Below are 26,361 nucleotides of genomic sequence, written 5' to 3'. Positions count from 1 at the left end.
CGCGAGATGGAGTTGGACGTGTCTGCACCTGCGAGCAAGGACAGCTTCGGCGCCCGCGGCACGCTCACGGTTGGGGACGCCTCGTACGAGGTGTTCCGCCTGAGCGCGGTCGACGGGGCCGAGCGCCTTCCGTACAGCCTGAAGATCCTGCTGGAGAACCTGCTTCGTACCGAGGACGGCGCGAACATCACCGCCGACCACGTGCGGGCCCTCGCCGGCTGGGACCCGAGCGCCGAACCCGCCACCGAGATCCAGTTCACCCCCGCCAGGGTGGTCATGCAGGACTTCACCGGCGTGCCCTGCGTGGTCGACCTCGCCACCATGCGCGAGGCCGTCACCCAACTGGGTGGCGACCCGACGAAGGTCAACCCGCTGGCCCCCGCCGAACTGGTCATCGACCACTCGGTGATCGCCGACATCTTCGGCCGGCCGGACGCCTTCGAGAAGAACGTGGACCTGGAGTACGAGCGCAACAAGGAGCGCTACCAGTTCCTGCGCTGGGGCCAGACGGCGTTCGACGAGTTCAAGGTCGTCCCGCCGGGCACCGGCATCGTGCACCAGGTGAACATCGAGCACCTGGCGCGCGTGGTCATGATCCGTAACGGCCAGGCGTACCCGGACACCCTGGTGGGCACCGACAGCCACACCACCATGGTCAACGGCATCGGCGTGCTCGGCTGGGGCGTCGGCGGCATCGAGGCCGAGGCCGCCATGCTCGGCCAGCCGGTGTCCATGCTGATCCCGCGCGTGGTCGGCTTCAAGCTGCACGGCGAGCTGCCCCCCGGCGCGACCGCCACCGACCTCGTGCTGACCATCACCGAGATGCTGCGCAAGCACGGCGTGGTCGGCAAGTTCGTCGAGTTCTACGGCTCCGGCGTCTCGGCCGTGCCGCTGGCCAACCGCGCCACGATCGGCAACATGAGCCCGGAGTTCGGCTCGACCTGCGCGATCTTCCCGATCGACGGCGAGACCATCGACTACCTCAAGCTCACCGGCCGGTCCGCCGAGCAGCTCGCGCTGGTCGAGGCCTACGCCAAGGAGCAGGGCCTCTGGCACGACGCGGCCGTCGAGCCCGCCTACTCCGAGACCCTTGAGCTGGACCTGTCGACGGTGGTCCCCTCGATCGCCGGCCCGAAGCGTCCGCAGGACCGCATCGAGCTGACCAACGCCAAGTCCGCGTTCCGTTCGGTGCTTGGCAACTACGTCACCGAGACCGACGCCGTCGACGAGGCGTCCGAGGAGTCCTTCCCGGCCTCCGACGCGCCCGCCTTCCAGTCGGCCGCGGCCGGCGCGAACGGGCGACCGAGCAAGCCCACCACGGTGACCCTCGACGGCGACACCTTCGAGCTGGACCACGGCGCGGTCGCCATCGCGGCGATCACCTCGTGCACCAACACGTCCAACCCGTCGGTGATGCTCGGGGCGGCGCTGCTGGCCAAGAAGGCCGTCGAGCGCGGGCTGTCGCGCAAGCCGTGGGTGAAGACCACGCTGGCACCCGGCTCCAAGGTCGTCATGGACTACTACGAGCGGGCCGGCCTGCTGCCCTACCTGGAGAAGCTCGGCTTCCACCTGGTCGGCTACGGCTGCACCACGTGCATCGGCAACTCGGGTCCGCTCCAGGACGAGATCTCGGCCGGCATCCAGTCCGCCGACCTCGCCGCCGTCTCGGTGCTCTCGGGCAACCGGAACTTCGAGGGCCGGATCAACCCGGACATCAAGATGAACTACCTGGCCAGCCCGCCGCTCGTGGTGGCGTACGCGCTCGCCGGGTCGATGGACAAGGACATCACCACCGAGCCGCTCGGCCACGACCAGGACGGCAAGCCCGTGTACCTGGCCGACATCTGGCCGTCGCCGCAGGAGATCTCCGACGTCGTGGCGTCCTCGATCACCTCGGAGATGTTCACCAAGGACTACGCGGACGTGTTCGCCGGCGACGAGCGGTGGCAGTCGCTGCCGACGCCGACCGGCAAGACGTTCGAGTGGGCCGACGACTCCACCTACGTGCGCAAGCCCCCGTACTTCGAGGGCATGGAGATGGAGCCCAAGCCGGTCACCGACATCGCGAACGCCAGGGTGCTCGCGCTGCTCGGCGACTCGGTCACCACGGACCACATCTCCCCCGCTGGCGCCATCAAGCAGGACTCGCCCGCCGGTAAGTACCTGACCGAGCACGGCGTCGAGCGCAGGGACTTCAACTCCTACGGTTCCCGGCGCGGCAACCACGAGGTGATGATCCGGGGCACCTTCGCCAACATCCGGCTGCGCAACCTGCTGCTTGAGGACGTGCAGGGCGGCTTCACCCGCAACTTCCTCGCGGGCGGCGAGCAGACCACCATCTACGACGCGTCGGTGGCCTACGCCGAGGCCGGCGTGCCGCTGGTCGTGTTGGCTGGCAAGGAGTACGGCTCCGGTTCGTCCCGCGACTGGGCGGCCAAGGGCACCTCGCTGCTTGGCGTGCGGGCGGTCATCGCCGAGTCCTTCGAGCGGATCCACCGCTCGAACCTCATCGGCATGGGCGTGCTGCCGTTGCAGTACCCGGCGGGCCAGACGGCCGCGTCGCTCGGCCTGACCGGCACCGAGACCTTCGACTTCACCGGGGTGACCGCCCTCAACGACGGCGAGACTCCGCGCACGGTGAAGGTGGTGGCGCGCAAGGAGGACGGCTCCACCGTCGAGTTCGACGCGGTGGTGCGCATCGACACTCCCGGTGAGGCGGACTACTACCGCAACGGCGGGATCATGCAGTACGTGCTCCGCAAGATGGTGCGCAGCTAGGCAGCTAGATAGACATAGCCTGTTCGATCGCGACGGCGCCGGGGTGGACTTCCGCCCCGGCGCCGTCGCGCTTTTCCCGTGCGGTAGAACGTTGCGATGGACTCGGGGGCAGATCGCAACGACGTGTGGTTGCCGCTGCTGCTCTCGGGCCTGGTGGTGCTGGGCGTGCGGCTCGCGGCCGGCACGACGGGGCCGCCGCCGGGCGGCCCGCACTCGGCCGACCGCCTCGTCGCGGCCGTCGCGGTCTCGCACGGCCCGCCGACCGACCCGTTCCACATCCTCGCGGGCTGGCCGGCCGGCAGCCCGTCGGCCTCGGGGTACTGGCTGCTCGGCGCGCTCGTGCTGCTGGTCGGCACGGCGCTCTGGTACGCGCGACGGGCCGAAAACCGGCGCAGGCCCCTCGGGTTCGCGGCGCTCGGCCTCGCGGGTCTGGTCGGCGGACTGCCGGTGCTGACGTACCTGGACGGAGTCCGGTCCGGCGACGCCTACGGCGGCACACTGGTCACGTCCGTCGCCGGGGCGGTGGCCGCGTTGGGGGCCTGCCTGCTCGGCTGGACCCAGCTCCGTCCGCCCGGCAGCACCCTCGCGACCCGGTTGGGCGTCGCGTGTCTCGCCTGCGGCGGCACGACGTTCGCCCTGATGTCCATTGTGGACCTTCGACCCGCTCTGCTGCTCACGGTCGCCCTGCTGGCGCTGGCCTGGCTGCGGCGCAGCGCGCTGTGCGCGGTCACCGCCCTGCTGTTCGCGGCGGCGGCGCTGTGGCTTCGTGCTGCCGGCGTCGAGGTTCCCGCCGTGGTGCTGCTCACCGGCGGCGCGGTCGGGCTGCTGCGCTGGCTCCGACCGCGCTGGGCCGGCGCGCGGTGATCAGTCGGGTTCGCGCGCGTCGAACTCCAGCTCGGCGAGATCCTCGTCGCGGAGCTGGAGTCCCGCGCCAGCAACGTTCTCGCGCAGGTGCGCCGCCGACGAGGTACCGGGAATCAGCAGAATATTGGCCGACCGCTGAAGCAGCCAGGCCAGGGCGACGGACATCGGCGTCGTGCCCAACCGGGCGGCCACGGACGAGAGCGCCGAGGACTGTAGCGGGCTGAAACCGCCGAGCGGGAAGAAGGGCACGTACGCGATGCCCGCTTCGGCGAGCGTGTCGATCAGCTCGTCGTCCTGGCGGTACGCGAGGTTGTACATGTTCTGCACGCACACGATCGGCGCGATCGCCCGCGCCTGCGCGACCTGATCCGCCGTCGCGTTGCTCACGCCGAGGTGCCGGATCAGGCCCTGCTGCCGCAGTTCGACGAGCGCCTCGAACGGCTCAGCGAGCGAGCCGGGTTGCGGTCCCTCGGCGTTGCCGAGCCGGAGGTTGACCAGGTCGAGCACCTCGACGCCGAGGCTCTCGAGGTTCTCGTGGACGGATCGGCGCAGATCCTCGGGCCGTCGGGCCGGGGGCCAGCCGCCCTGCTCGTCCCGGTTCGCGCCGACCTTGGTCGCGATGCGCAGCGATTCGGGATACGGGTGCAGGGCTTCTCGGATCAGCCGGTTGGTGACGCGCGGGCCGTAGGCGTCGCTGGTGTCGATGTGGGTGATGCCGAGGTCGACGGCCTCGCGGAGCACGGCGAGTGCGCCGTCGGGGTCGGCGGGTGGCCCCATCACCCCGGGGCCGGCGAGCTGCATGGCGCCGTAGCCGAACCGGGTGACGGTCAGGTCCCCAAGGTTCCAGGTGCCGCCGGGAAGCGACGTGGAGAGCGTGCTCATTCCCCTGCCTTTCGTGGTGGGCCAGGTGGTGGTGCCCAATGGCTTGTTGCTTCATCATGGGTAGGCAGCTTCCTGACAGGAAGTAGGCACTTCGGAGTGCGTAGGGCACCCACGGGTTGGAGGAGTGGCCGATGGCGACGATGACAGCGGCCCAGAAGAGGGCCCAGAAGAGGGTGCAGAGCAAGGCGGAGTACGACGCCTTCCTGGCGGCATGTCCCAGCCGCAAACTGCTCGACCGGATCTCCGACAAGTGGGTCACGCTGATCCTGGCCGCGCTGGGCAGCGACGGCTCGCATCAGTTCGGCGCCGACTGCGCCGGTGAGCCCCGGTCGATGCGCTACTCGGAGCTCTCCCGCCTGCTGGCCGGCGTCAGCCAGAAGATGCTCACTCAGACGCTGCGCTCCCTGGAGCGCGACGGTCTGGTCCTCCGCACCGCGACGCCGACCGTGCCCGTCACGGTCACCTACGAGCTGACCGACCTCGGTCTGTCCCTGCACCACATGATGCGCGGCCTCAAGACCTGGGCCGAGACACACATGGACGATGTGCTCGCACACCGCGCGACGCACGACACCAGCACCGCCTGACCGTCGCCGGCGCGACCGGATCGCGAGGCACAACGTCGCGAGGCACCACAAGGAGATGAGCCCATGCGCGCAGTCGTCGTCCGGTCCTTCGGCGGCCCCGAGGTCCTGGAGATCGCCAACGTCGCGGTGCCGGCGCCCGGCCGCGGCCAGGTGCGGATCAGGATGACCGCCGCCTCGGTCAACCCGGTCGACCTGGCCACCAGGTCGGGCGCCCTCACCGAGGCCGGCCTGGTCGAGCCGCGCGAGGTGCTCGGCATCGGCTGGGACGTGGCCGGCGAGATCGACGCGCTCGGCCAGGAGACCACCGGTTTCTCGTTAGGCGACAACGTGATCGGCCTGTCCGACCGGTTCGACGTCTCGCTCGGCACGCACGCCGAGTACGTGGTGCTCGACGCATCGGCCGTCGCGCTCGCCCCGCGCGGCACCCCGGCCACCGAGGCGGCCACCCTGCCGCTCAACGGCCTCACCGCGCGCCAGGCCCTCGACGTCGTCGGCCTCGGGCCGGGGCAGACGCTGCTGGTGACCGGCGCGGCCGGCGCCGTCGGCGGCTTCGCCGTGCAGCTCGCGGTCGCCAGAGGCCTGCGGGTCGTCGCCGTGGCCGGCGCCAGGGACGAGGCGCTGGTGCGGTCGCTCGGCGCGGAGTTCTTCGTGCCGCGCAACGCGAGCCTCGCCGACGCCGTGCGCGAGTTCGTGCCTGGCGGCACCCACGGCGTCATCGACGCGGCGGTGCTCGGGGTGCGGGCGCTGAGCGCGGTGCGCGGCGGCGGCGCGTTCGTCTCGGTCGTGGCCGGCGGCACGCCGGTGCCGCTGCGAGGCGTCCGGGTGTCGGCCGTCTGGACCCGCGCGGACGGCACCCAGCTCGCCGAGCTGGTCAAGCTCGTCGAGGCCGACGCGGTGACGCTGCGGGTCGCCAACGTCCACCCGCTTGCCGAGGTGGCGCTCGCGCACGAGCGCCTCGGCCGGGGCGGCCTGCGCGGCAGGCTGGTCCTCGTCCCCTAGCAGCAATTCACCGCAGCGTTTCGCCGCCGAACGGCATCGCGCGCCGACCGAGGGGGCCGGCGCGCGATGCCGTCACCTCACGGCTGGAACGGCTGCTTGTTCGGCTGGCAGACCAGACCGGCCTTCGGCACCGTCAGGTCGACCAGGTACCGCGCGGCGGCCTGGTCGGCGCAGAGGCTGCCACCGAGGATGGTGTGCCCGAATGCATCCGAGGTGACCAGCCGCGCCGAACCGAGCTCCTCGGCCATCCGCTTCGAGAAGTCGTACCGCGTCGCCGGGTCGTAGTAGTTGCCGAACACCAGCACCGGGATGGGGGTCCTGGCGTGCCATGGGCCGCTGTAGCGGTCCGGGTGCGGCACCGGCCACGTCGCGCACGGCAGCGGGTCGAACGCCTGCGACCGGCCGAAGGTCGGCGACTCCTGCTCCCACCACTTCGCGAGCAGCGGGAACAGCTGCGGAATCCGGGGGAACGGCTTGTCCACGCAGTTCACGCCGTAGTACGAGTCGTCGGAGGAGTAGGGCGTGTCGGCGGTGGCCGGCAGGATGTCCGCGCGGCCGCCGCGCGTCACGTCGACCGGCTCCGACACGGCCAGCGCGGCCGCCCGCGCCGGGGTACCGGGGTGCGCCGCCGCGTAGATGTCCTGTAGCCAGGCGGCCAACGCGGGGAACCGGCGCGGCGAGTACAGCGCGGAGCCGACCCGGCCGACGTACGCACCGAAGTCGATCTTCGCCCCGGACGGCAGCGTGATCGGCCCCTGCCGCAGCAGGTCCCTGGTCTGGTCGAACTTCGCCCGCGCGTCGCCGGAGAACGCGCAGAGCGCGCCGACCTGGTCGCAGCGCTTGAGGAACGCGTCGAGGGAGATCTCGAAGCCCTGCGCGCGTTCCCGGTCGTACTCCACGCCGTCGCTGGTGCGCAGCGCCGGATCGACGTTGCCGTCGATGATGATCGCCCGCGACCTGCCGGGGAACATGTTCGCGTAGGTCGCGCCGATCAGCGTCCCGTAGGAGAACCCGACGTAGTTCAGCGCCTTGTCGCCGACGCCCCGCCGCATCAGGTCGAGGTCGCGCACCACGTCCTCGGTGGACATGTGCGCCAGCAGCGGGCCCGCGTTCTTCGCGCAGGCGTCGGTGTAGTCGCGGGTGGCGTCCAGCGTGGTGTGGATCTGCTGCCCGGTCAGCGGAACCGGCGTGATCCGGCTGAACACCTGCTGGGCGTCCTCGTCGGTGGTGAAGCACTTCAGCGGCGCGCTGCGCGCCACGCCCCTCGGGTCGAAGCCGATCAGGTCGAACCGGTTGACAACGTCGGGCTGGAAGATGCGGTCGCCCGCGACGGGCAGCGTGTACCCGCTGCCGCCGGGGCCGCCGGGGTTCAGGAACAGCGACCCGATCCGGTTGGCCTGGTCGACGGCGGCCCTGCGCAGCAGCGCGAGCCCGATGGTGCCGCGGTCCGGATGCCGGTAGTCGATCGGCACCTGGTAGGTCGCGCAGCTGTACTTGGCCTGCTGGTCGGGCGGTAACGCCACGACCGCGGGGTCCGTGCACTTCTGCCACGTCACCGGCGGGGCCGCCGCCTCGGTCTGCGGCTGCGGCTGCGCGCTCGCGACCGCCCCCGACGCCACGGTGCCGACCAGCAGCGTCGCGGACACGACGGCCGCACGCCACGGAATGCCTCTTCGCCGATGTTCGCCGAACTGTTGCGCCACGGTGAATCTCCCGCCCTCCGGTGGTGGGTCCTGCGTTTCGACAGCGCGTCGAAACTCCCACCACCGGAGATCACCGCAACACCCGCAGATCGGTGGTTTTTTCCGGCAGTCGGCGCAGCGCGCCTACCCGGTCGCGCGGGCGAGCGACACCGCGAACCTGCCCTCCTCGTCGGTCCACCAGTGCCGCAGCTCGAACCCGGCGTCCGCCAGCTCGGCGGTGACCCGCTCCCTGCGGAACTTCGCCGACACCTCGGTGCGCAGCTCCTCGCCCTCGGCGAACTCGACCTCGAGGTCGAGCGCGGGGATGCGGACCCGCATCGCGCGCTCGGCCCGCAACCGCATCTCGATCCACTCGTGCTCGGCGTTCCAGAGCGCGACGTGCCGGAACGAGGCCAGGTCGAAGTCCGCGCCGAGCTCCCGGTTGAGCACTCGCAGCACGTTCAGGTTGAACTCGGCCGTCACCCCGGCCGCGTCGTCGTAGGCGCGCACCAGCACGTCGGGATCCTTGACCAGGTCGGTGCCGAGCAGCAGCCACTCGCCGGGATCCAGCACGTCGCGCACCGAGCCGAAGAACTTGGCGCGCTCGTCGGGCAGCAGGTTGCCGATCGTGCCGCCGAGGAAGGCCACCATCCTCGGCTGGTCGCCGGGCAGCAACGCCAGGTGCTCGGTGAAGTCGCCGACCACGCCGTGCACGGTGAGGCCGGGATAGTCGGCGATGATCGCCGCCGCCGCGTCGCGCAGCGCCGACGCCGACACGTCCAGCGGCACGAACTGGCGCAGCGAACCCGCGCGGCGCAGGGCGTCCAGCAGCAGCCGCGTCTTCTCGGAGGAACCCGAGCCGAGTTCGACCAGGGTGTGCGCCCCGGTCGTCGCCGCGATCTCGTCGGCCCGCGCCACCAGCACGGACCGCTCGGCCCTTGTCGGGTAGTACTCGGGCAGCCGGGTGATGCGCTCGAACAGGTCGCTGCCGTGGGCGTCGTAGAACCACTTGGGCGGCAACCACTTCGGCTGCCCGGTCAGGCCGGCTCGCACGTCGGCGCGCAGCGCGGCGGTGGCGTCGGCCGGGGTCAGGTGCACTTCCACCACGGGTTCGGTCATCATCGTCCTGTCCTTGGCGCCGATGGCGCGTGGTCGCGGTCGGCGCCGCGCCGACCGTCGTCGATTTGTCGAAAGTCCACTGTGGAGGGTGTGGCGAGCACGAGCGAGCCGTCGGGCACGGGCAGCCAACCCTCGTCGGAGTCCACCGGCTCGGAGGCCACCAACACCGAGTTCTCCTTGCGCAGCACGGACAACGCGTGCGTCCACGCCGTGCCGACCAGCACCGCGCCGTCGGTCAGCAGCAGGTTCAGCCGCGACTGCGGAGCGGCCTCGGCCACGGCGGCGACCACTGCGGCCACCGCGTCGGCCGGCGCCTCGCCCGCCCGCAACCGGTGCCGCAGCAGCGCCCACAGCAGCGCGGAGTCCGTCGGCGCGTCCAGCGTAAGCAGGTCCTCGACCGGCAACGCGCCGGCCAGCTCCCGCACCGACCCCGGCCAGCCGCGGATCACTCCGTTGTGGCTGAACAGCCAGCGCCCGTCGGTGAACGGCGCGCACGCCGTGTCGACCACCGGCATGCCGCCGGTGCCCGACCGCACCGCGGCCAGCAGCGCGCCGGTCCGCGTCGCGGCCGCCAACGCCGGCAGGTTCTCGTCCGCCCAGATCGGGGTGGCGCGCCGATACCGCACCGGCGGCTCGTCGTTTCCCGGATACCAGCCGAACCCGAAGCCGTCCACGTTGACCGTCCCGCCGGCCCGCATGTCCTTCGGCGCGTACGACTGGCGCAGCAGCGAGTGCGGCGGATCCAGCAGCAGCGCGGAGATCGGCACGGTGGGACCGAGGTAACCCAGATGGCGGCACACGTCAGTCGAACTCCCCCGGCCGCACGTCCCGCGCGCAGCGGAAGCCGGCGAAGATCTGCCGGCGGATCGGGTAGTCCCAGTTGCGGAACGTCGCCCGCACCGCGGCCTGGTCCGAGCCGAAGGAGCCGCCGCGCAACACCTTGTAGTCGGCCCCGAAGAACACCTCCGAGTACTCCTTGTACGGGAACGCCGTGAAGCCCGGATAGCCGTGGAAGTCGCTGCTGGTCCACTCCCACACGTCGCCGATCAGCTGGTGCACCCCGGTCGGCGACGCGCCGGCCGGGTACGCGCCGACCGGCGCGGGCCGCAGGTGCCGCTGCCCGAGGTTCGCCCGCTCCGGGGTCGGATCCTCGTCGCCCCAGGGATAGCGCAGCGACCGGCCGGTCGCCGGGTCGAACCTGGCCGCCTTCTCCCACTCCGCCTCGGTCGGCAACCGCCGACCGGCCCAGGTGGCGTACGCCTGCGCCTCGTGGAAGGACACGTGCACGACCGGCTCGTCCTCGGGAATCGGCTCAACCACACCGAATCTGGTGCGCAGCCACACCCCGCCGACCCGGTCCCAGAACGCGGGCGCGACGAGCTCGGCGGCCTGCCGGTGCGCCCAGCCGGCCTCGGTCCACCAGCGCGGGTCGGTGTAGCCGCCAGCCCCGACGAACTCCAGGTACGCGCCGCACGTCACGGGCGTGGTGTCGATCAGGAACGCGTCGACCCAGACCTCGTGGTGCGGGCGCTCGTTGTCCAGCGCCCACGGCTCGGTCGACGTGCCCATCACGAACCCGCCGCCCGGCACCAGCACCTCGGCCGGCAGCGCAAGGCCCTCGGCGCGCGGCGGCGGGGGCGCGTGCAGCACCGGCGGCCCCGACCGAAGCTGGTGGGTGGCCAGCATCGTCTCGTCGTGCTGCTGCTCGTGCTGCACGATCATGCCGAAGGCGAACGCGTTGTCCACCAGCCTGCTGCCCTCGAACGTGCTGCGGTCAAGGACGTCGAGGACCTTGTCGCGCACCTCTCCCACGTAGCGCCGGGTCTCCGACGGACCCAGCAACGGTAACTGCGGGCGGTTGGACCGAGGATGCTTGAACGCGTCGTAGATCTCGTCGATGTCGCTGCGCACCGGCTCGCGCCCGCCGACGTCGCGGACCAGCCACAGCTCCTCCTGGTTGGCGATGTGCGCGTAATCCCAGACGAGCGGGGACATCAGCCTGGAGTGCTGCCGCACCAGGTCGTCCTCGTCCACGGCGTCGGTGAGCAACGTGCTGCGCTGCCTGGACCTGGCGAGTTCCCTGGCCACGTGGGCCCGCAGGGTCTCCTGGTCGCGGTGGTCGACGGGGGTCTGCCCGCCGGAGTGGTCGATGCTGGTCAACGCGGGTCATCTCCTCTGGTGGCAACGAGTGCGCGGTGTAGGTCCTCGGCGATCGAGGAGACGAGCGGGGCGGGCAGGTCGGTGCGGTCGAGCGCACCGCAGCCCAGGTCGACGATGTCCCGTGCGGCGCGGGCGATCCCGGGGTCGGCGAGGCCGTACCTGGCCGCGCTCATCCACCGGCCGGCGGCCGGCGCGGTGCGGGCCAGCACCTCGTCGACCGGGCCGGAGGAACCGAGCAGGGCCGTCACCAGCGCGACCGGAGCCATCCACCGGTCGGGCCCCTGCGTGTCCAGGTAACGGATCTCCAGGTACCCGCGCGGCCGGACCGGCGGGAACAACGTGCTCATGTGGTAGTCGAGGTCGTCGGTGGTCGGCGCGGTCGGCAACGCCCCGGCCAGCCAGTCCGCGAACGTCACGCCGCGCGGCGCGTTCCAGTCCTGGCCGGGCCGCCGCACGACGAGCAGTGGGGTGTCCAGGACGCGGCGGGCCCAGCTCGCGGCCGGATCGGCGGTCACCGCGGCCGGCCTGGTCCGCACCGGATCGGTGCCGTGCACGGCCCGCATCCGCGCCGAGGCCCAGTCCCGCCGCCGCCCGCCGTGCCCTGGCGAGTTGGCGAACAGGGCCAGCAGCACCGGCCCGAGGGCGTGCACGGCTGCCCAGCGCTGCGGCAGGTCGGCCCGCTCGCCAGTGTCGACGCACACCTGAAGACCGGCGGTGCTGCACATCATGGTGATGCCGTCGGAGCCGCGCGGCGCGAACGCGGTCTCCATTGCGGCGTAACGGGGAACTCGCAGCAGCCGGCGCGGCGGCCGGTGCTGGTCCGCGCCCCGGTCGCCGAGCACGAGGCCGGCGGGCCGGAGCAGTGCGGTCAGTTGGTTGATGTCCTCCGCCACCGTGGACAGCAGCTCGGTGAGCGAACTGCGGGGCGGGGTTGAGATCTCGACCTGGCCGCCGGGCTCCACCGTGAGCGGGGTGCCACTGGGCAGCGGGCGATGGGGGCTGTCGGGAACGAGGGTCCGCGGGGCGTGGGGCCCGAGCGCGGCGGCGAGGCAGGTTGCGTCAAGGGGACGATGTGGGTCGTCCGCGTGGTGCACGGTCCATTCGAGTTCGGCTCCGAGGAGTCGCGGTGGACCGTGCTTGAAACAGACGGAAGCGACATATGCCTCCGCTTCCGCGCGATCGCGCAGCGCCGAGGGTGTCACCTCGGCATCCGATAGGCTACTCACTGCCATCACCTTCACTACCCCCTGTGATCTCCGCCAAAGACGCTACACGCCCCCACCGACAGTCGCACCCCAGTGGAGTGACGCCCGCGAGGTGAGGCGGGGCACGGTTTTTCAGCCTTGACGGGACGCGCCGGTGGGTCCAGAATCCGGCGTCACACAGGCGAATGGGCCAACCGGGACTCGCCCGGCCGGCCCATTCGGTGTCGGCTGCCTTGTGGTGGCCGTCAGCGGCTCGCTACTTGAGCGCGATGTGCAGGATCTTGTTGTTCAGCTGGCCCGGTGTGCCGGCCTTGTCGCCGTTGGTCGTGGTCAGCCAGAGGCCGCCGTCCGGGGCTGGCTCGACGGTGCGGAGCCTGCCGTAGGAACCGGTGAAGTAGGCCTTGGGCGTCGCCAGCGTGTTGCCGGTGATCTTCATCTGCAACAGCTGCTGACCCATCAGCTCGGCCATGTAAATGGTGTCGTTGACGATCGCGATGCCGCTCGGCGAGTTCTTGTTGGTCGGCGCGAAGGTCCGCACCGGCGCGATGTAGCCGGGAGTGTTACAGGACCCGTTGTGGTCAGCCGTTCCCTCGCAGTTGGACCAGCCGTAGTTGCCGCCCTTCACGATCAGGTTGATCTCGTCCATCGTGGAGTCGCCGAGTTCGGACTCCCACAGCCGGCCCTTCGAGTCGAAGGCGAGGCCTTGAACGTTGCGGTGGCCGTAGCTCCAGACGTACTTGCCGGGGAAGGGATTGTCCGCCGGCACCTTGCCGTCCGGGGTCATCCGCAGGATCTTTCCGTTGAGCGAGTTCAGGTTCTGCCCGTTGGGGTCCTGGTGGGCGTCGCCGGCCGCGACGTAGAGCATGCCGTCGGGACCGAACCGCAGCCTGCCGCCGTTGTGGTAGCGGCCGCGGACGATGCCGGTGAGCAGCACCTGCTCGGAGGCCGTGTTCAGCGCGCCGTTCTCGTACTTCAGCCGCACCACCCGGTTGTCCGACGGGCTGGTGTGCATCACGTAAAGCCAGTGGTCGGCGGCGAAGTCCCTGGACACGGCCAGACCGAGCAGGCCGCCCTCGCCGTTGGTGGTCGATACGTTCGGCACCGTGCCGACGGTGGTCTTCTGGCCGGCGGAGGTGATCCGCACGACGTGGAAGGTGTCGCGTTCGGCGGTCAGCGCCGAGCCGTCCGGCAGGAACGTCAGGCCCCACGGGATGTCGGAGTCCGTCGTGACCTGGGTGACCTCGCCGACGGTGTCGCCGCCGGAAGTCGTTGTGGCGTCGACCTGGTTGCTCGCGTCGGAGGCGTTGCCCGCCGCGTCCCGCGCCTTCACGGTGAAGTGGTAGGTGGTGCTCGGCGCGAGACCGTCGATGGTCGTCGACGTGGTCGTCGACGTGCCGGCCTTGGCCGCGCCGTTGTAGACGTCGTAGCCGACCACCCCGACGTTGTCGGTCGAGGCGTTCCAGGACAACGAGACCGTGTTCGCCGTCGTGCCGGTGACCGTGAGGCTGCCCGGCGCGGTCGGCGGCTGGGTGTCGTCCGACGGCGCGGTCACCACCGGCAGTTCGGGGCTCGGCTGGGAGATCGTGCCCTGCCCGTCCAGCGCGTAGACGCTGAAGTAGTACTGGGTGTTGGGCATCAGCCCGGTGACGGTGAAGGTGAGCGTGTTGCCGTCCACGGTGCCGGCCTTCGAGCCGTGCTTGTCGATCTCGTAGGACGCGACCGGCCCGGCGGAGCCCGGCGTCGAGGCGTCCCACTGGAGCGTGACGCTGGTCGAGGTGACCGAGGTGGTCCGCAGGTTGGTCGGGGCCGACGGCGGCGTGGTGGTGCCGCCGGCCGTGCCGTAGACCTGGAACTCGTAGAGGGAGTAGCCGTACGCGGTGCCGCGCTTCGTGCCGTACATGCGCACGTAGCGGCCGGCGCCGGACAGGCCGGTGAGCTGCTCGACCTTGCCCTTGCCAGCGGTGGTCGTGTAGATGGACGTCCAGGTGACCCCGTCCGGCGAGGTCTGCACCTGGTATGCCTTGGCGTAGGCGGCTTCCCAGTTCAGCACGACACGGGTGATCTGCGCGGTCGCGCCGAGGTCCACGCTGACCCATTCGGGGTCGTGGCCCTCCTTGCTCGCCCAGCGGGTGGCGGTGTCGCCGTCGAACGCCTTGCCGGCCGCGTAGGTCGCGGACTCGACCGAGGACGCGGTTGCCGGTTTGTTCTGGGACAGCAGGGTTTCGGCGGCGGAGGTTGGTGTCGACAGCGCGAACGGCGCCACGGCGATCAGTGTCGCCGCTGCGGCGACACCGGCCAGCGTCGCGCGCCATCGGGATCGGGTTGCCACGGATGCCTCCCTAGCGGGATCGGGGTGCACAGTGCGGCGGCGGACCTGAGTGCAGGGCACCAAATAAGTTAGGAAACTTTCCTAACGGTCCGGATCCCACCATCAACGGATCGGCTTGTCAACAGAGGGATACCAGCCTCGGAAAACGTTTACCCGCAACCAATCATTTTTGATCGACACTGAAATCATCAAGCCGACGAAGCCGAAGATCGAACTCGATCGGACGGGTCAAAACGTACGTACGGATTGGACCTGGCAGCCCCAGGCTGAGACGATCCTTCGGTGCCCAGGGTCAGCCAGGACCACCTCGACGCCCGCCGCCGTCAGATCCTTGACGGAGCGCGGTCCTGTTTCGCGCGCTTCGGGTACGAGGGCGCGACGGTCCGCCGCCTCGAGGAGGCCACCGGGCTGTCCAGGGGAGCCATCTTCCACCATTTTCGCGACAAGGAGTCGTTGTTCCTCGCACTTGCCGAGGACGACGCCCATCGGATGGCCGACATCGTCGCCGAGCAGGGCCTCGTGCAGGTGATGCGGGAGCTGCTGGTGGACCGCCCCGACGGCCTCGACCCCGAGCACGAGCACCCGGCCGACTGGCTGGGCACCCGGCTGGAGGTGTCCAGGCGGCTGCGCACCGATCCCGAGTTCCGGGCGAGGTGGGCCGAGCGTTCCCAGCAGCTCACCACCGCCACCAGGCAGCGCCTGCACCGGCAGCGCGAGTCGGGCAACCTGCGCGACGACGTGCCGGTCGAGATCCTGTCCAGCTTCCTGGAGCTGGTGCTGGAGGGGCTCGTGTCGCACCTGGCCATGGGCCTGCCGGCCGACGACCTCGAACCGGTGCTCGACCTGGTCGAGGAGACCGTGCGCCGGCACCGCCGCACGGCCCCCTGACCACGACCGCCGGCCGTTGACCTCGGCCAGCCACCGGCGTCGGCCGCGCGGAGCGTCTCGCCCCGCTCCCGACAGGCCACACCAGCGGTAATTCGCTTCCGCGCCAACGACGACTCTGCTCAGCTGGGCCCGTGCCAGCCACCCTGCTCTCGACGGGCCGGTCGATCCCGATCGGCTACCTGGTCGCCGCCACCCTGGCCAGGATCGCCGACGAGATGGTCGCCGTGGCCATCGTGCTGCTGATGATCGACCGCACCGGCAGCCCGGCGCTCGCCGGTGCGGCCGTCACCGCCTACACGCTGCCCTCGATCCTGTCGGGGCCGGTGCTCGGCGCGTGGCTCGACCGCGCCAGGCGTCGCACGCTGATCCTGGCCGGCAACGAGATCCTGCTCGCGGCCGTCGCGACTGGGCTGGTTCTCACCACCGGGCACGCGCCGATCGCGCTGACCTTGGCGATCACCGCGCTCGCCGGGCTAACCCTGCCGATGACCAGCGGCGGTTTCACCAGCCTGCTGCCCAGCCTCGTCCCCGCCGGCCGGGTGACCCGCGCGAACGCGGTGGACGCCGCGGTCTTCAACACCGCCTCGATCACGGGCCCCGCGGTCGCCGCCGCGGTCGCCACGGCGTTCGGGTCCGCCGCCGCGGTCGGCCTGGTCGGGATCACCGCCGCGGTCGGCGCGGTGGCCACGCTGAGCCTGCGAGTTCCGGATCGCCAGCCGGCCGACGGCGACCCGCCTCCCCTGCTGACGGCCGTGCGCACCGGCCTGCGGCACCTGCTGCGCACCCCGCCGCTGCGCGGGGCGACGGTGGCCTCCGCGCTCGGGCTCGGCTCCGTCGGCATGCTGACCGTGGCGCTGCCGCTGCGCACCGAGCAGCTCGGCGCCGGACGGGAGGCCAACGGCTGGGTGTGGGCGGCGATCGACGTCGGCTGCCTGGTCAGCGTGCTGGTGGTGGGCCGGCACCTGAACCGGTGGCCGCCGGAGCGCATCGTGTTCTGCACCGTGGGCCTGTACGGCCTGGTCATGCTGAGCTGGCCGGCGGCGACCAGCCTCACCGGGCTCCTCGGGCTCGGGTTCCTCGCCGGCATCGTGAACGGGCCGACGCTCGCGGCGCTGTTCGCGGCCAGGCAGCGGTACTCCCCCGCCGCGTTGCTCGGCCAGGTCTCGACGACCGGGGCGAGCCTGAAGACGGGGATGTTCGCCCTCGGCGCCGCGCTCGGCGGCGTGCTCACGCCGAAGCTCGGCGCAGGCGCCGTGCTGCTGGTCATGGCGTGCGCCGAGATCGCCTCGGCGGCGCTCGGCTGGCTCGCCACGATCCGCTTCGCCGGGCGCGACGCGACTCGCCCAGCCGACAGCCACGATGCTCGTTAGTGCGCGGAATGCGGCGTTATGATGCAATACTAGTCATCCGTAGCGACCCAGACCAACCTCGGAGCCAGCCTTGATCCTCACGGTGACCCTCAACGCCGCGCTGGATCTGACCTACGAGGTCGACGCGATCCGCACCGGTCAGACCCACCGCGTGCAGCGGGTCCAGCAGCGGGCCGGCGGCAAGGGGCTCAACGTCGCCAGGGTGCTGCACGCGCTCGGCCAACCGGTGCTGGCGACCGGACTGGTCGGCGGCCCGACCGGGGCGATCATCCTGGCCGACCTCGCCGCCGCCGGCGTGCCGGCCGACCTGGTCGAGGTGTCCACGGACTCCCGCAGGACGGTGGCCGTCGTGTCCACTTCGGACGGTGACGCGACCATGTTCACCGAGCCGGGCGACACGCTGGAAGCCGAGGACTGGCAACGGTTTCTGCGGCACTACCGCCACCTCGCCTCGGCCGCGCGGGTGGTCGTGCTGTCCGGCAGCCTGCCGCCCGGCCTGCCCGAGGACAGCTACGCGCAGCTGGCTCGCCTCGCCCGCGACGCGGGCGCGCACACCATCCTCGACTCGGACGGGCCGCCGCTCACGCACGGGCTGGCCGGCCGCCCCGACATCGTCAAGCCGAACGCCGCCGAGCTGCGCGCCGCGACGGGTCTCGACGACCCCATCGAGGCGGCGGCCGCGCTACGCACCCAGGGTGCCGGCGCGGTGGTCGCCTCGCTCGGACCCGCCGGGCTCCTCGCGGTGACCAGGGACGGCACGTGGCGCGCGGCGCCGCCCGCCAGGATCGACGGCAACCCGACCGGGGCTGGCGACGCTGGGGTCGCGGCGCTCGCCGCAGGCGCCCTGGCCGGCTCGCCGTGGCCGGACCGGCTGCGCGAGGCCGTCGCGCTGTCGGCGGCGACCGTCGCGCACCCGCAGGCCGGCAGCTTCGACGAGCCCACCTATCGCCTGCTGCTAGGCCAGGTCCAGGTCACCTCGCACGCCTGAGGCAACGCCTGAGGGATTAGACCCAGACCGCGCGCCACGAACTCTTCCGGAACACCTTCAGGTTCCCGAGGGTGCTGCGGCCGACGATGCGGATCACTGGGCCGCCTGGCTCGTCCGGCGGCCCCGGCAGCGCGCGCTTGCCGAGCACCGCGGTGCCGTCGTCGATCACCCGCGCGTCGTCGCCGACGATCATGCACACCTTGCCGCAGAACGAGGACGCCTCGACGTCCAGCTGCTCCCCGGGACCCAGCCCGCACAGGTCGAGCACGACCGCGCCGAACGTGGCCCGCGCCTCGACCCGGCGGACCGGCCCCGGCGCGCGTTTGATCTTGCTACCCAGCGCACGGACCCGTTGCGCCGGCACGACCTCGGTGACCCCGCCGAGGTCGGCGAGGTGTGGGCGCAGCTCCGCCGAGGTGCGGGCCAGGTAGACCAGGCGCACCCGCTCGGCGTGCTCGTCCCAGCTCAGGCGACCGTCGGACACCGCGAGGTTGAGCACCTCGACGGCCTGTTCCCGGTCCTGGTCGGACAGCCGCACGAGCAGCTTGCCGGCCTCCCCCTCCGCCACGATCCCCACCTCTTATTCTCAGTTCACAACTATCTTAGTATGCGAGAGTCTCCGGCAACAAAGTGGTGCCGTCAAGTCGACGGACGACTACCGCACAGGTTTACCGGCGGCCGCGAATATCAATCGCCGGTTGGACGCCAACACCGCACAGCCGGTGCGACCCTTCCCTCGGACGGAGGGCGGCGCGGATGAACGACAGGCCAACACCCTCGCTGGACGAGCTGGCCGCCACGAGCGAGCGCGCCAACCGGGGGCTGCTGCACCAGCGGCGTCAGCTCGACGAGCAGGTCATCGTCGCGCGCGACGACTGGTGCCTCGTCGAGGTCGGCGTCAACGGCCACGGCGAGATCGTGGAGGTCTCGGTGAACGAGCGCTTGCTCGGTCAGGTCACCGCGCAGGATCTGGCCCAGTCCGTGCTCCAGGCCGCTCGCGCGGCGCAACAACAGGTGCCCTCGGCGCGGAGCCGACCGGGTGGACGCGACACGGAGGTTCGGCGATGACGGGGCCAGGCGGCGGCGGTTTCGAGACCGACCCACAGCAACTGCGCAACGCCGCGGCGATGCTCGACGCGGCCTCCGCGGCGCTCGAGGTCACCGACGCGCAGATCCAGCAGGGCGCCGTCGGGTCCGTGGCGTTCGGCGCGTCCGGCCAGGCGGAAACCGTGGCGGAGCAATGGATGCTGGCGCTCAGCGCCAGGGCGAGCGAGGCGGCCGAGCTCAACGGAGCCACCACCCGACTCGCCGACCGGCTACGCGCCGCGGCGGACAACTACGAGAGGTCCGACACGGGCAACCAGCACCTCATGAACACCGTCGACCCGGCTCACTCCTGAGAGCTCCTGACAGCCGCCAAAACACGAACACCAGAAGGGATCGCGACGACCGTGTCCAACCTGGCCTTCCAGCACCAGGGCCTGTCCGCCGCCGTGTTGTCGGACGCCATGCTCCTGCTGGACACCGCGTCCAGCCGCGCCGGCACGTTGAGCCCGGTGGACACCCTGCACTACGTCGACTGCGACCCGCCGGCCCTCAACGCCGCCGTCACGGCCGTCCAGCACGCGCTCGAGCCCTACAACAACGCGCGCGACAGCTTCAGGGCGGGCCAGCAGCTCGCCAAGCAGCACTGGTCCGGGATCGCCGCATCGCACTTCGACATCGACGCCACCGTCGTGTACTCCTTCTACCAGAAGGCGATCGACGCCACGCAGCGCACGGTCTCCGAGGGCGCCAAGGTGGCAGCCGGGCTCGACCAGCTCGCCACGAGCACCGGTTCGTCCGCGCTCCAGATCGCGCAGGAGGACACCGTCCAGCAGGCCTGCACCCGGGTCATCGCGCACGGCGGCGGCGCTGACTACCAGGACATCGAGATCGTGGTCAAGGCCTGCGACGACGTGCTGGCGCTGGTGCAGCGAGCCGTTGCCGACATCCCTTCGATCGGCGCCGGTCTCGCCGCACTGACCCAGGCGGTGCCGACCCCCAACGGGTGGCCCGCGTCCTGACCACCGCGCGACATCGCCCCCGAATCCCTTGAAACACAGCGGAATCAGGTCCACGGTGGGGGAAGAACCGTGGAGGGGGCGGACATGCCGATGCTCAGGGACGGCAAGCTGGGACTGGCGCTGCTCGCTGGACGCGGGTTCATGTGGTTGCACGCCAGGCGCGGTGACCCGTTGGCGCAGGTGGCGACGCTGCCGGCCGAGCGCGATCCGTATCCCTTCTACGAGAGGCTGCGGGCGCGCGGCGACCTGGTGCGCAGCCGGTTGGGCATGCACGTGACGACCTCGCACCGGCTGTGCGACGCGCTGCTGCGGGACCAGCGGTTCGGGGTGCTGCCCGGCAGCGCGCACTCCCTGGTGGACCTCGGCCTCAGCAGCACCGGGCCGGACACGCCGGTCAACCCCATCGACGACTCGTTCCTGTCGCTCAACCCGCCGGAGCACACCAGGCTGCGCAGGCTCGTCGCGCCCTGGTTCACCCCGCGCGCCCTGCGCGAGCGGACGCCGTCGATCAACGCGGTGGTCAAGGAGTTCCTCGACGAGGTGGCGGAGCGGGACGGTTTCGACCTCGTGACCGACTTCGCCGTGCGGGTGCCGATCAGGGTGATCGCCGAGCTGCTCGGCGTGCCGGAGCGGGAGCACGCGCGGTTCGCCCGCTGGGGCGCGACGCTCGCCGGCTCGCTGGACGGCGCGCGCGACCTCGCCCAGCTGCGCGAGACGCGCCGGGTGCTCGGCGAGCTGAACGCGTTCTTCACCGACCTGGTCGCGCACCGCAGAAAGCATCCAGGCCAGGACGTGGTCAGCGAGCTGGTCAATGCGCACGACGGGGACGTTCCCCTGGCCCGCAAGGACCTTTTCGCCACCACCCAGCTGCTGCTGGTCGCCGGCTTCGAGACGACGGTGAACCTGATCGGCAACGGCGCGCTGGCGCTTCTGGCCGACGCCGACGCGCGCCGAAGGCTGGTCGAGGACCCGTCGACGGCCGAGGACGTCGTCGAGGAGGTGCTGCGCTACGACACGCCCGTGCAGTACACCGCGCGGTTCGCGCTGGAGACCGTCGAGCTGGACGATGTGGTGCTGCGCAAGGACGACGGGGTGCTGCTGCTGCTCGCCGCGGCCAACCACGATCCGTCGGTGTTCGCCGAGCCGAACCGGTTCGACCCGACCCGCGCGAACAACCGGGAGCACCTGGCCTTCTCCGCCGGCATCCACTACTGCCTCGGCGCCGGCCTCGCCAGGATCGAGGCCGCCGCCGCACTCGGCGGGCTGTTCCGCAGGTTCCCCGGGCTGAGCGTCGCCGGCCCGGTCCGGCGGAGGCCGTCCAGGGTCATCCGGGGCGCCATCAGCCTGCCGGTCAGCACGGGCGTCGAGCGCGGCTCCCTCGCCGCGAAGGCCGGCTGAGACCCGTCCGGCGGCGCGGGATCCGGCGCGCCACGCGCCGACGACGGTGACGTGGCGCACAGGCCGGATCACGGGCCGGGCACGACAGGCACGACTTGCCGTGTTTTGGCGGCGCGGTTCGCATTCGTGCGTAACACTGGCTGAGGATGCGGTGGTCGCCGCACCGCCGCCGCGGCGACCACCGCATTCGCGCGTTCCTACCCGCTTGTGGATCTTCTGTCATCACTCGTTCGGTCGTGATCGACATCCTGTTGGCCGCGATCACCGGAACCGGTCTACTGAATCCGCCCAGACCGGGCACAACAGACGACCGACAGGAGTCCACTCGTGCGCAAGCTGATCGCGGCGGCCGGTGGTGTGGCGGCGGTACTGGCTCTCACCATCGCCCCATCCTCGGCGATGGCCACCCAGCAGGACCAGGTGGTCAAGATCTCCGTCGCCGGCGAGACCTACCAGGTCCGCCTGACCAACCAGAAGAACATCGACGACGCGCTGCGCAACCTCAACGGCGACCCCACCGCGCCGCGCATCCCCAACGGCAGGATCGTGCGCGGTTCCACCGACATCAACACCGGGTGGAGCTGGCACATCGACCCCGAGGACTTCAGCTTCGCCGATGTGACGATGGAGCTCTGCGACGGTCACCCCTCCTATGTCGAGGACGGGTCGCTCACCGGCGACCGGTACTGCCCGTGGCACGCCACGGTCGTCAGCGTGACCCCCGCGCCGTAGTGCGCTGATCGAGGGATCACCGGGTCGGTGCGACTGCGCGGCGGTAGCCGGCACCGACCCGGTGCGCGATCGGCGGCTCGGCGCTCCCGACCCGGCACCCCCGACTCGGCACCCCCGACTCGGCACCCCCGACTCGGCAAGGCGGGTCAGCCCGGCGAGCCGGTCTCCGCCCGGTGCGGCGGCGGGACCGCGTCCGCCGCCCCGCGCGCCCGGCCGGTGATCCGCCAGGCCCACACGCCGAACACGATCAGCGCGCCGATGTCCACCGCGACCATGCCCCGCTCCACCAGCCCGAAACCGGTGCCGGTGTGATCCTTGCCATCGGCGAAGTCGTTGTACACCAACACGTACACGGCCAGCAGCAGGAGCGCGATCTTGGCGAACGCCAGCCAGATCGTCGACCCGGCCAGGCGCGCCCAGGTGTCATGCCTGCGGTGCCGCCACCCGGTGGCGAGGCCGACGACCGGCAGGCACAGGCACGCGACGATCGTGGACAGCAGGTGCAGGCTGCCGTGCACGCTGCGGCTCACGCCGAGCGGGTCGTTGGTGAACGCGGCGACGCCGACCAGCGAGCCGACCCACACCGTCATCACCACGGTGACCAGCCGGCCGCTGAGCACCCGGCCGTCCGCGAGCACCAGCCACAGCGCCGCCGAGCCCGCGGCCGTGATCACCAGCGCGGACCGGAACACCCAGCCGTCGGACTGCCTGGCGTAGTCGCTGAGCACGTTGTCCACCGGGTCCACGCCGCCCGCGCCGGGCAGCAGGTGCAGCACGACGAGGAGCGCCGCCCCGAGCACCACGAGGCTCACCCCGGCCACGACCGCGACTCGCGTCGCGAACGACCCACGCATGCACCCGAGTGTCCCAAAGGGAACCCCGGTTTCCCTGGTACCGAACGGGTGTTTCGGCCGTCCGGCCCAACTGGTACCGCTAGTCGACGCCCTCCATCTTGCGATGGATGAACGGCGAGATCAGGTAGACGACCACGCCGGCCACCGCCACGACCCCGCCAACGATGCCGAAGTAGGCGATCTCGTTTGCGGCCGTGTAGTGGCCGACGACCTGCGCGGTGACGCCCTGCGCGGCCGCGTCGGACATGAACCACAGGCCCAGTGTCTGCGCCGCGAACGCCTTCGGCGCGAGCTTGGTGGTGGCCGAGAGGCCGACCGGGGACAGGCACAGCTCACCGATGGTGACCAGCACGAGGCTCGCCGCGAGCCACAGCGGGTTGGCCTTGGTGCCGGTGCCGTCGAGCAGCGCCGGGATCACCAGCACCAGGAACGACAGGCCGGCGAAGAACAGACCCGCAGCGAACTTGCGTGGCGTGGACGGCTGCCGGCCGCCCAGCTTCACCCACAGCGCGGCGAACGCCGGGGCCAGCAGGATGATCGAGATCGGGTTCACCGACTGGAACCAGGACGAGGTGATGGTGAAGCCGAGGCCACCGAGGTCGACCCGCTGGTCGGCGTACTGCGCCAGCACGCTGGAGCCCTGCTCCTGGATGAACCAGAAGAACACCGAAGCGAGGAACAGCGGGATGTAGGCGTACAGCCGGGAACGTTCGATCGCGTTGGTCTTGGGGCTGCGCAACATCCAGGTGAAGTAGACGATCGGCAGCACCACCGACAGCGTGCTGATCGTGTTGATGACCAGGTGCACGCTGAGCACGCCGGTGAGCGCGAGCACGAGCAGCAGCGCGGCCAGCGCGAGCACGCCGACGCCGACGCGAACGCCGAGCCTGGCCCGCTCCGCAAGGGTGACCGGGTTGGTCGGCAGGGCGCCGACGGCGCCGAGGTTGCGGCGGCCGACCACGTACTGGACCAGCCCGAGCGCCATGCCGACGGCGGCGATGCTGAAGCCGAGGTGGAAGTTGACCTTCTGGCCGAGCGTGCCGACGACGTAGGGGGCGATGAACGCGCCGAGGTTCACGCCCATGTAGAAGAGGCTGAACCCGGCGTCGCGGCGGCGGTCGTGCTCGTCGTAGAGCCCGCCGACCATGTTGGAGATGTTCGGCTTGAGCAGCCCGGTGCCGAGCACGAGCAGGATCATCGAGGCGTAGAGCGCGGGAGCGCCCGCCGGCAGCGCGAGCACGACGTGGCCGAGCATGATCAGCAGGCCGCCGTAGAGGATCGCGCGGCGCGACCCGAACACCCGGTCGGCGAGCCATCCGCCGACGATGCCGCTCATGTAGATCGCGGCGCCGTAGACGGCGACCAGGGACTTCGCGGTGCCCGACTCGATGCCGAGGCCGCCCCTGGTCAGCTCGTAGGACATGTAGAAGAACAGGATCGCTTTCATCCCGTAGTAGGAGAAGCGCTCCCACATCTCGGTGAAGAACAGCGTGGACAGTCCGCGCGGATGCCCGAAGAACCCCTTTTGCGGAGCCGAAGTGCTCACGCTCGCGGCAGTCACGTTCACCTGAACTCCAATCGGCGGAAGCCTGGTCGTTCACGGCCATGAGGAGCCGATCCCGGTTTGTCCGGCCCGCGTAGCGGGCCGTCAGTCGGGACGCTTCTGTTGTTCGATGTACTCCTTGATGATCGACAGGGGCGCGCCGCCGCACGATCCGGCGAAGTACGAGGGCGACCAGAAGTGCTGATCCCACAGGTACCGGCGGACGTGCGCGGGGAATTCCTGTCGCAGGCGTCGAGATGAGACGCCTTTGAGGCTGTTGACCAGCGTGGACAGGGCCAGGCTTGGCGGGTAATGCACGAGCAGGTGCACGTGGTCGGTCTCCCCGTTGAACTCGCGCAGCTCCGCACCCAGGCTCGCGCACACGTCCCGCATGATCTCCTCGCAGCGGGTGAGGGTCTGATCGGTGAACGCGCCACGTCGGTACTTCGTGACAAAGACCAGGTGGACATGAAGGTTGTAAATGACACTGCGTCCCCTGCGTATATGGGGATTGGGTTCCCATCGTGGTGACATAGACCAATGGTATGGTGATCAATGTGAAGCACGTCGTGCAGGTGCGGTTGCTGCCGACGCCCGAGCAGGCGTCGGCACTGCTGGCCACCCTGCACGCCTGCAACACCGCCGCGTCCTGGCTGTCCGAGCAGATGCACACCAACCGGGTGTTCGGTAAGTTCGACGTGCAGAAACGCTTCTACACCGCACTGCGGGAGCGGTTCGGGCTGGCCGCACAGCCCGCGATCCGGGTGATCGGCAAGACCGTGGACGCCTACACGACGCTGCGGGCCAACCTCAAGGCCGGCAACTACGGGCCGCCAGGGTCGGACCGACGCCGCACAGTCGAGGACACCCCGATCGCGTTCCGCCCGCACGCGGGCCAGCCGTTCGACGCCCGCTGCCTGTCCTGGCGGCTCGGCGACGCCGGCCTCGGGGGCACGGTGTCGATCTGGACCACCGCCGGTCGACTCAAAGACGTGCGGATCGTCGGAAACCCCGGGCATCTGGCCCTGTTGCGTTCCCGATCCTCGATCGGGGAAACCGATCTGCTGCACCGGGACGGGGTGTGGCTGCTGCACGCGGTCATCGACACCCCCGAGACGCCCCGGCGCGCACCGGTGAACGGGTTCCTCGGCGTCGACCTGGGCATCGTCAACATCGCGACCACCTCTGACGGTGACCGGTTCTCCGGGTCGCGCCTGAACCGCTACCGCAAGCGGCAGCAACGAATCCGGAAGCGGTTGCAGGCCAAGAAGACCACCTCCGCGCGACGGCTGCTCAGGAAACGCCGCCGCACGGAGGCCCGGTTCGCCACCGACGTGAACCATCAGATCAGCAAGACCATCGTGGCCGAGGCTGAACGCACCGGACGGGGGATCGCCGTCGGGGAGCTGACGGGAATCCGCGACCGGGTACGGCTTCGCAAGCCCCAACGGGCCACGCTGCACTCCTGGGCGTTCGCCCAGCTTGGTCAGTTCCTTGCCTACAAGGCCCAGCGGGCTGGTGTGGTGTTGGTGCAGGTCGATCCGGCCTACACCTCGCAGCGATGCCACCGCTGTGGCTGGACAGACAGAAAGAACCGGCGCTCGCAGGCGTCGTTCATCTGTGGTCGGTGCGGCTTCGTTGGGCACGCCGACCACAACGCGGCGCTCAACATCGACCAACGCGGTGTCGAGCGCTGGGGCGAGGTCATGCGTCCAGACGCAGCGCCCATCCTGGCAGCCAGCTAGGACGGCAGCAGCAAGCCTAGAAACCACCGCTCGCGGCGGTTGGCAAGCTCGTTCCTTCAGGAACGAGTTCATGACGTCCTCCTGGTTGTCCAGCCCGTCCCGGCGGCATGCGGCGCCGAGGCACGTTACGCCGTACGGCCGTACTGCTGCGCCTCGACGGTACGGCCAAGTG

24 protein-coding genes are annotated in these 26,361 nt (G+C 70.8%); 13 read left to right on the top strand and 11 right to left on the bottom strand.

Features of this window, described 5'->3' with window-relative positions; all coding sequences use genetic code 11:
- The first annotated feature begins 18 nt into the window (after positions 1-18).
- Both acnA and F0L68_RS31340 read left to right on the top strand, forming a co-directional pair.
- Positions 19-2,778: an aconitate hydratase AcnA gene (gene acnA / locus F0L68_RS31345; RefSeq protein WP_149853468.1), complete on the top strand. Its 2,760-nt coding sequence runs from the start codon at positions 19-21 to the stop codon at positions 2,776-2,778.
- 96 nt (positions 2,779-2,874) lie between these two features.
- Positions 2,875-3,642, top strand: a complete 768-nt coding sequence (locus tag F0L68_RS31340; RefSeq protein ID WP_149853467.1) for a hypothetical protein — start codon at positions 2,875-2,877, stop codon at positions 3,640-3,642.
- Here the strand turns inward: F0L68_RS31340 and F0L68_RS31335 are convergent, their stop codons facing one another.
- Complete coding sequence (locus F0L68_RS31335) at positions 3,643-4,524, bottom strand: aldo/keto reductase family oxidoreductase (protein WP_149853466.1); 882 nt, start codon at positions 4,522-4,524, stop codon at positions 3,643-3,645.
- A gap of 131 nt (positions 4,525-4,655) precedes the next feature.
- Here F0L68_RS31335 and F0L68_RS31330 point away from each other — a divergent pair, with 131 nt between their 5' ends.
- Both F0L68_RS31330 and F0L68_RS31325 read left to right on the top strand, forming a co-directional pair.
- Positions 4,656-5,111 (top strand): winged helix-turn-helix transcriptional regulator, encoded by a 456-nt coding sequence (locus tag F0L68_RS31330; RefSeq protein ID WP_149853465.1) that lies wholly within the window; start codon positions 4,656-4,658, stop codon positions 5,109-5,111.
- Positions 5,112-5,174: 63 nt separating this feature from the next.
- Positions 5,175-6,110: an NADP-dependent oxidoreductase gene (locus tag F0L68_RS31325; protein WP_149853464.1), complete on the top strand. Its 936-nt coding sequence runs from the start codon at positions 5,175-5,177 to the stop codon at positions 6,108-6,110.
- Between the two features lie 77 nt (positions 6,111-6,187).
- Here the strand turns inward: F0L68_RS31325 and F0L68_RS31320 are convergent, their stop codons facing one another.
- The 6 genes from F0L68_RS31320 to F0L68_RS31295 form a co-directional block, all read right to left on the bottom strand.
- Positions 6,188-7,813: an alpha/beta hydrolase gene (locus F0L68_RS31320; RefSeq protein ID WP_223199290.1), complete on the bottom strand. Its 1,626-nt coding sequence runs from the start codon at positions 7,811-7,813 to the stop codon at positions 6,188-6,190.
- A gap of 123 nt (positions 7,814-7,936) precedes the next feature.
- Complete coding sequence (gene egtD / locus F0L68_RS31315; protein WP_149853496.1) at positions 7,937-8,911, bottom strand: L-histidine N(alpha)-methyltransferase; 975 nt, start codon at positions 8,909-8,911, stop codon at positions 7,937-7,939.
- A complete protein-coding gene (gene egtC, locus F0L68_RS31310) occupies positions 8,911-9,711 on the bottom strand; it encodes an ergothioneine biosynthesis protein EgtC (RefSeq protein WP_149853463.1) in 801 nt (266 codons plus the stop codon). Before egtC ends, egtD begins: the two co-directional genes overlap by 1 nt.
- 1 nt (position 9,712) lies before the next feature.
- Positions 9,713-11,071 carry an ergothioneine biosynthesis protein EgtB gene (egtB, locus tag F0L68_RS31305; protein WP_438672331.1) on the bottom strand — a complete coding sequence of 453 codons (1,359 nt, stop codon included), beginning with the start codon at positions 11,069-11,071 and terminating at the stop codon, positions 9,713-9,715.
- On the bottom strand, positions 11,068-12,303 hold the full coding sequence (locus tag F0L68_RS31300; RefSeq protein ID WP_149853462.1) for a glutamate-cysteine ligase family protein: 1,236 nt from the start codon (positions 12,301-12,303) through the stop codon (positions 11,068-11,070). The genes egtB and F0L68_RS31300 overlap by 4 nt, the downstream gene beginning before the upstream one ends.
- Before the next feature lie 229 nt (positions 12,304-12,532).
- On the bottom strand, positions 12,533-14,605 hold the full coding sequence (locus F0L68_RS31295; protein ID WP_223199289.1) for a PQQ-dependent sugar dehydrogenase: 2,073 nt from the start codon (positions 14,603-14,605) through the stop codon (positions 12,533-12,535).
- Between the two features lie 282 nt (positions 14,606-14,887).
- Here F0L68_RS31295 and F0L68_RS31290 point away from each other — a divergent pair, with 282 nt between their 5' ends.
- The 3 genes from F0L68_RS31290 to F0L68_RS31280 all read left to right on the top strand — a co-directional run bounded on the left by F0L68_RS31290 (position 14,888) and on the right by F0L68_RS31280 (position 17,851).
- A complete protein-coding gene (locus F0L68_RS31290) occupies positions 14,888-15,493 on the top strand; it encodes a TetR/AcrR family transcriptional regulator (RefSeq protein ID WP_149853461.1) in 606 nt (201 codons plus the stop codon).
- Between the two features lie 131 nt (positions 15,494-15,624).
- Positions 15,625-16,863 carry an MFS transporter gene (locus tag F0L68_RS31285; protein ID WP_223199288.1) on the top strand — a complete coding sequence of 413 codons (1,239 nt, stop codon included), beginning with the start codon at positions 15,625-15,627 and terminating at the stop codon, positions 16,861-16,863.
- Positions 16,864-16,933: 70 nt separating this feature from the next.
- Positions 16,934-17,851 (top strand): 1-phosphofructokinase family hexose kinase, encoded by a 918-nt coding sequence (locus F0L68_RS31280; RefSeq protein WP_149853460.1) that lies wholly within the window; start codon positions 16,934-16,936, stop codon positions 17,849-17,851.
- 16 nt (positions 17,852-17,867) lie between these two features.
- Here F0L68_RS31280 and F0L68_RS31275 read toward each other — a convergent pair whose 3' ends face one another.
- Entirely contained in the window at positions 17,868-18,419 is a 552-nt protein-coding gene (locus tag F0L68_RS31275; protein WP_188316928.1) for a DUF1707 SHOCT-like domain-containing protein, read from the bottom strand.
- A 188-nt stretch (positions 18,420-18,607) separates the two neighbouring features.
- Here F0L68_RS31275 and F0L68_RS31270 point away from each other — a divergent pair, with 188 nt between their 5' ends.
- The 5 genes from F0L68_RS31270 to F0L68_RS31250 all read left to right on the top strand — a co-directional run bounded on the left by F0L68_RS31270 (position 18,608) and on the right by F0L68_RS31250 (position 22,047).
- Complete coding sequence (locus tag F0L68_RS31270; protein WP_149853458.1) at positions 18,608-18,919, top strand: YbaB/EbfC family nucleoid-associated protein; 312 nt, start codon at positions 18,608-18,610, stop codon at positions 18,917-18,919.
- Complete coding sequence (locus F0L68_RS31265; RefSeq protein ID WP_149853457.1) at positions 18,916-19,251, top strand: type VII secretion target; 336 nt, start codon at positions 18,916-18,918, stop codon at positions 19,249-19,251. The genes F0L68_RS31270 and F0L68_RS31265 overlap by 4 nt, the downstream gene beginning before the upstream one ends.
- 51 nt (positions 19,252-19,302) lie before the next feature.
- On the top strand, positions 19,303-19,917 hold the full coding sequence (locus F0L68_RS31260) for a hypothetical protein (protein ID WP_149853456.1): 615 nt from the start codon (positions 19,303-19,305) through the stop codon (positions 19,915-19,917).
- A gap of 84 nt (positions 19,918-20,001) precedes the next feature.
- Positions 20,002-21,315, top strand: coding sequence for a cytochrome P450 (locus tag F0L68_RS31255; RefSeq protein WP_149853455.1), 1,314 nt, complete (start codon positions 20,002-20,004; stop codon positions 21,313-21,315).
- Between the two features lie 327 nt (positions 21,316-21,642).
- Positions 21,643-22,047: a BP74-related protein gene (locus tag F0L68_RS31250; protein WP_149853454.1), complete on the top strand. Its 405-nt coding sequence runs from the start codon at positions 21,643-21,645 to the stop codon at positions 22,045-22,047.
- A 146-nt stretch (positions 22,048-22,193) separates the two neighbouring features.
- Here the strand turns inward: F0L68_RS31250 and F0L68_RS31245 are convergent, their stop codons facing one another.
- The 3 genes from F0L68_RS31245 to tnpA form a co-directional block, all read right to left on the bottom strand.
- Positions 22,194-22,901 carry a DUF998 domain-containing protein gene (locus F0L68_RS31245; protein ID WP_149853453.1) on the bottom strand — a complete coding sequence of 236 codons (708 nt, stop codon included), beginning with the start codon at positions 22,899-22,901 and terminating at the stop codon, positions 22,194-22,196.
- A gap of 79 nt (positions 22,902-22,980) precedes the next feature.
- Positions 22,981-24,468 (bottom strand): peptide MFS transporter, encoded by a 1,488-nt coding sequence (locus F0L68_RS31240; protein ID WP_149853452.1) that lies wholly within the window; start codon positions 24,466-24,468, stop codon positions 22,981-22,983.
- Positions 24,469-24,549: 81 nt separating this feature from the next.
- Positions 24,550-24,978 carry an IS200/IS605 family transposase gene (gene tnpA / locus F0L68_RS31235; RefSeq protein WP_149853451.1) on the bottom strand — a complete coding sequence of 143 codons (429 nt, stop codon included), beginning with the start codon at positions 24,976-24,978 and terminating at the stop codon, positions 24,550-24,552.
- An 11-nt stretch (positions 24,979-24,989) separates the two neighbouring features.
- Here tnpA and F0L68_RS31230 point away from each other — a divergent pair, with 11 nt between their 5' ends.
- Entirely contained in the window at positions 24,990-26,189 is a 1,200-nt protein-coding gene (locus F0L68_RS31230) for an RNA-guided endonuclease InsQ/TnpB family protein (RefSeq protein WP_149853450.1), read from the top strand.
- Positions 26,190-26,361: the final 172 nt, after the last annotated feature.

The sequence above is a fragment of the Solihabitans fulvus genome, assembly GCF_008386585.1.
Lineage (GTDB): Bacteria > Actinomycetota > Actinomycetes > Mycobacteriales > Pseudonocardiaceae > Solihabitans > Solihabitans fulvus.
The sequence above is the reverse complement of the archived record's forward strand: the minus strand, read 5'-3'. Positions and strand labels throughout refer to the sequence as shown.

Coding starts and splice junctions, on each gene's coding strand:
- F0L68_RS31300 (WP_149853462.1), bottom strand. CDS start 12,303: ATGGCAGTGAGTAGCCTATCGGATGCCGAGGTGACACCCTCGGCGCTG.
- F0L68_RS31325 (WP_149853464.1), top strand. CDS start 5,175: ATGCGCGCAGTCGTCGTCCGGTCCTTCGGCGGCCCCGAGGTCCTGGAG.
- F0L68_RS31330 (WP_149853465.1), top strand. CDS start 4,656: ATGGCGACGATGACAGCGGCCCAGAAGAGGGCCCAGAAGAGGGTGCAG.
- F0L68_RS31245 (WP_149853453.1), bottom strand. CDS start 22,901: ATGCGTGGGTCGTTCGCGACGCGAGTCGCGGTCGTGGCCGGGGTGAGC.
- tnpA (WP_149853451.1), bottom strand. CDS start 24,978: ATGTCACCACGATGGGAACCCAATCCCCATATACGCAGGGGACGCAGT.
- egtD (WP_149853496.1), bottom strand. CDS start 8,911: ATGACCGAACCCGTGGTGGAAGTGCACCTGACCCCGGCCGACGCCACC.
- F0L68_RS31265 (WP_149853457.1), top strand. CDS start 18,916: ATGACGGGGCCAGGCGGCGGCGGTTTCGAGACCGACCCACAGCAACTG.
- F0L68_RS31270 (WP_149853458.1), top strand. CDS start 18,608: ATGAACGACAGGCCAACACCCTCGCTGGACGAGCTGGCCGCCACGAGC.
- F0L68_RS31230 (WP_149853450.1), top strand. CDS start 24,990: ATGGTGATCAATGTGAAGCACGTCGTGCAGGTGCGGTTGCTGCCGACG.
- F0L68_RS31255 (WP_149853455.1), top strand. CDS start 20,002: ATGCCGATGCTCAGGGACGGCAAGCTGGGACTGGCGCTGCTCGCTGGA.
- F0L68_RS31340 (WP_149853467.1), top strand. CDS start 2,875: ATGGACTCGGGGGCAGATCGCAACGACGTGTGGTTGCCGCTGCTGCTC.
- F0L68_RS31335 (WP_149853466.1), bottom strand. CDS start 4,524: ATGAGCACGCTCTCCACGTCGCTTCCCGGCGGCACCTGGAACCTTGGG.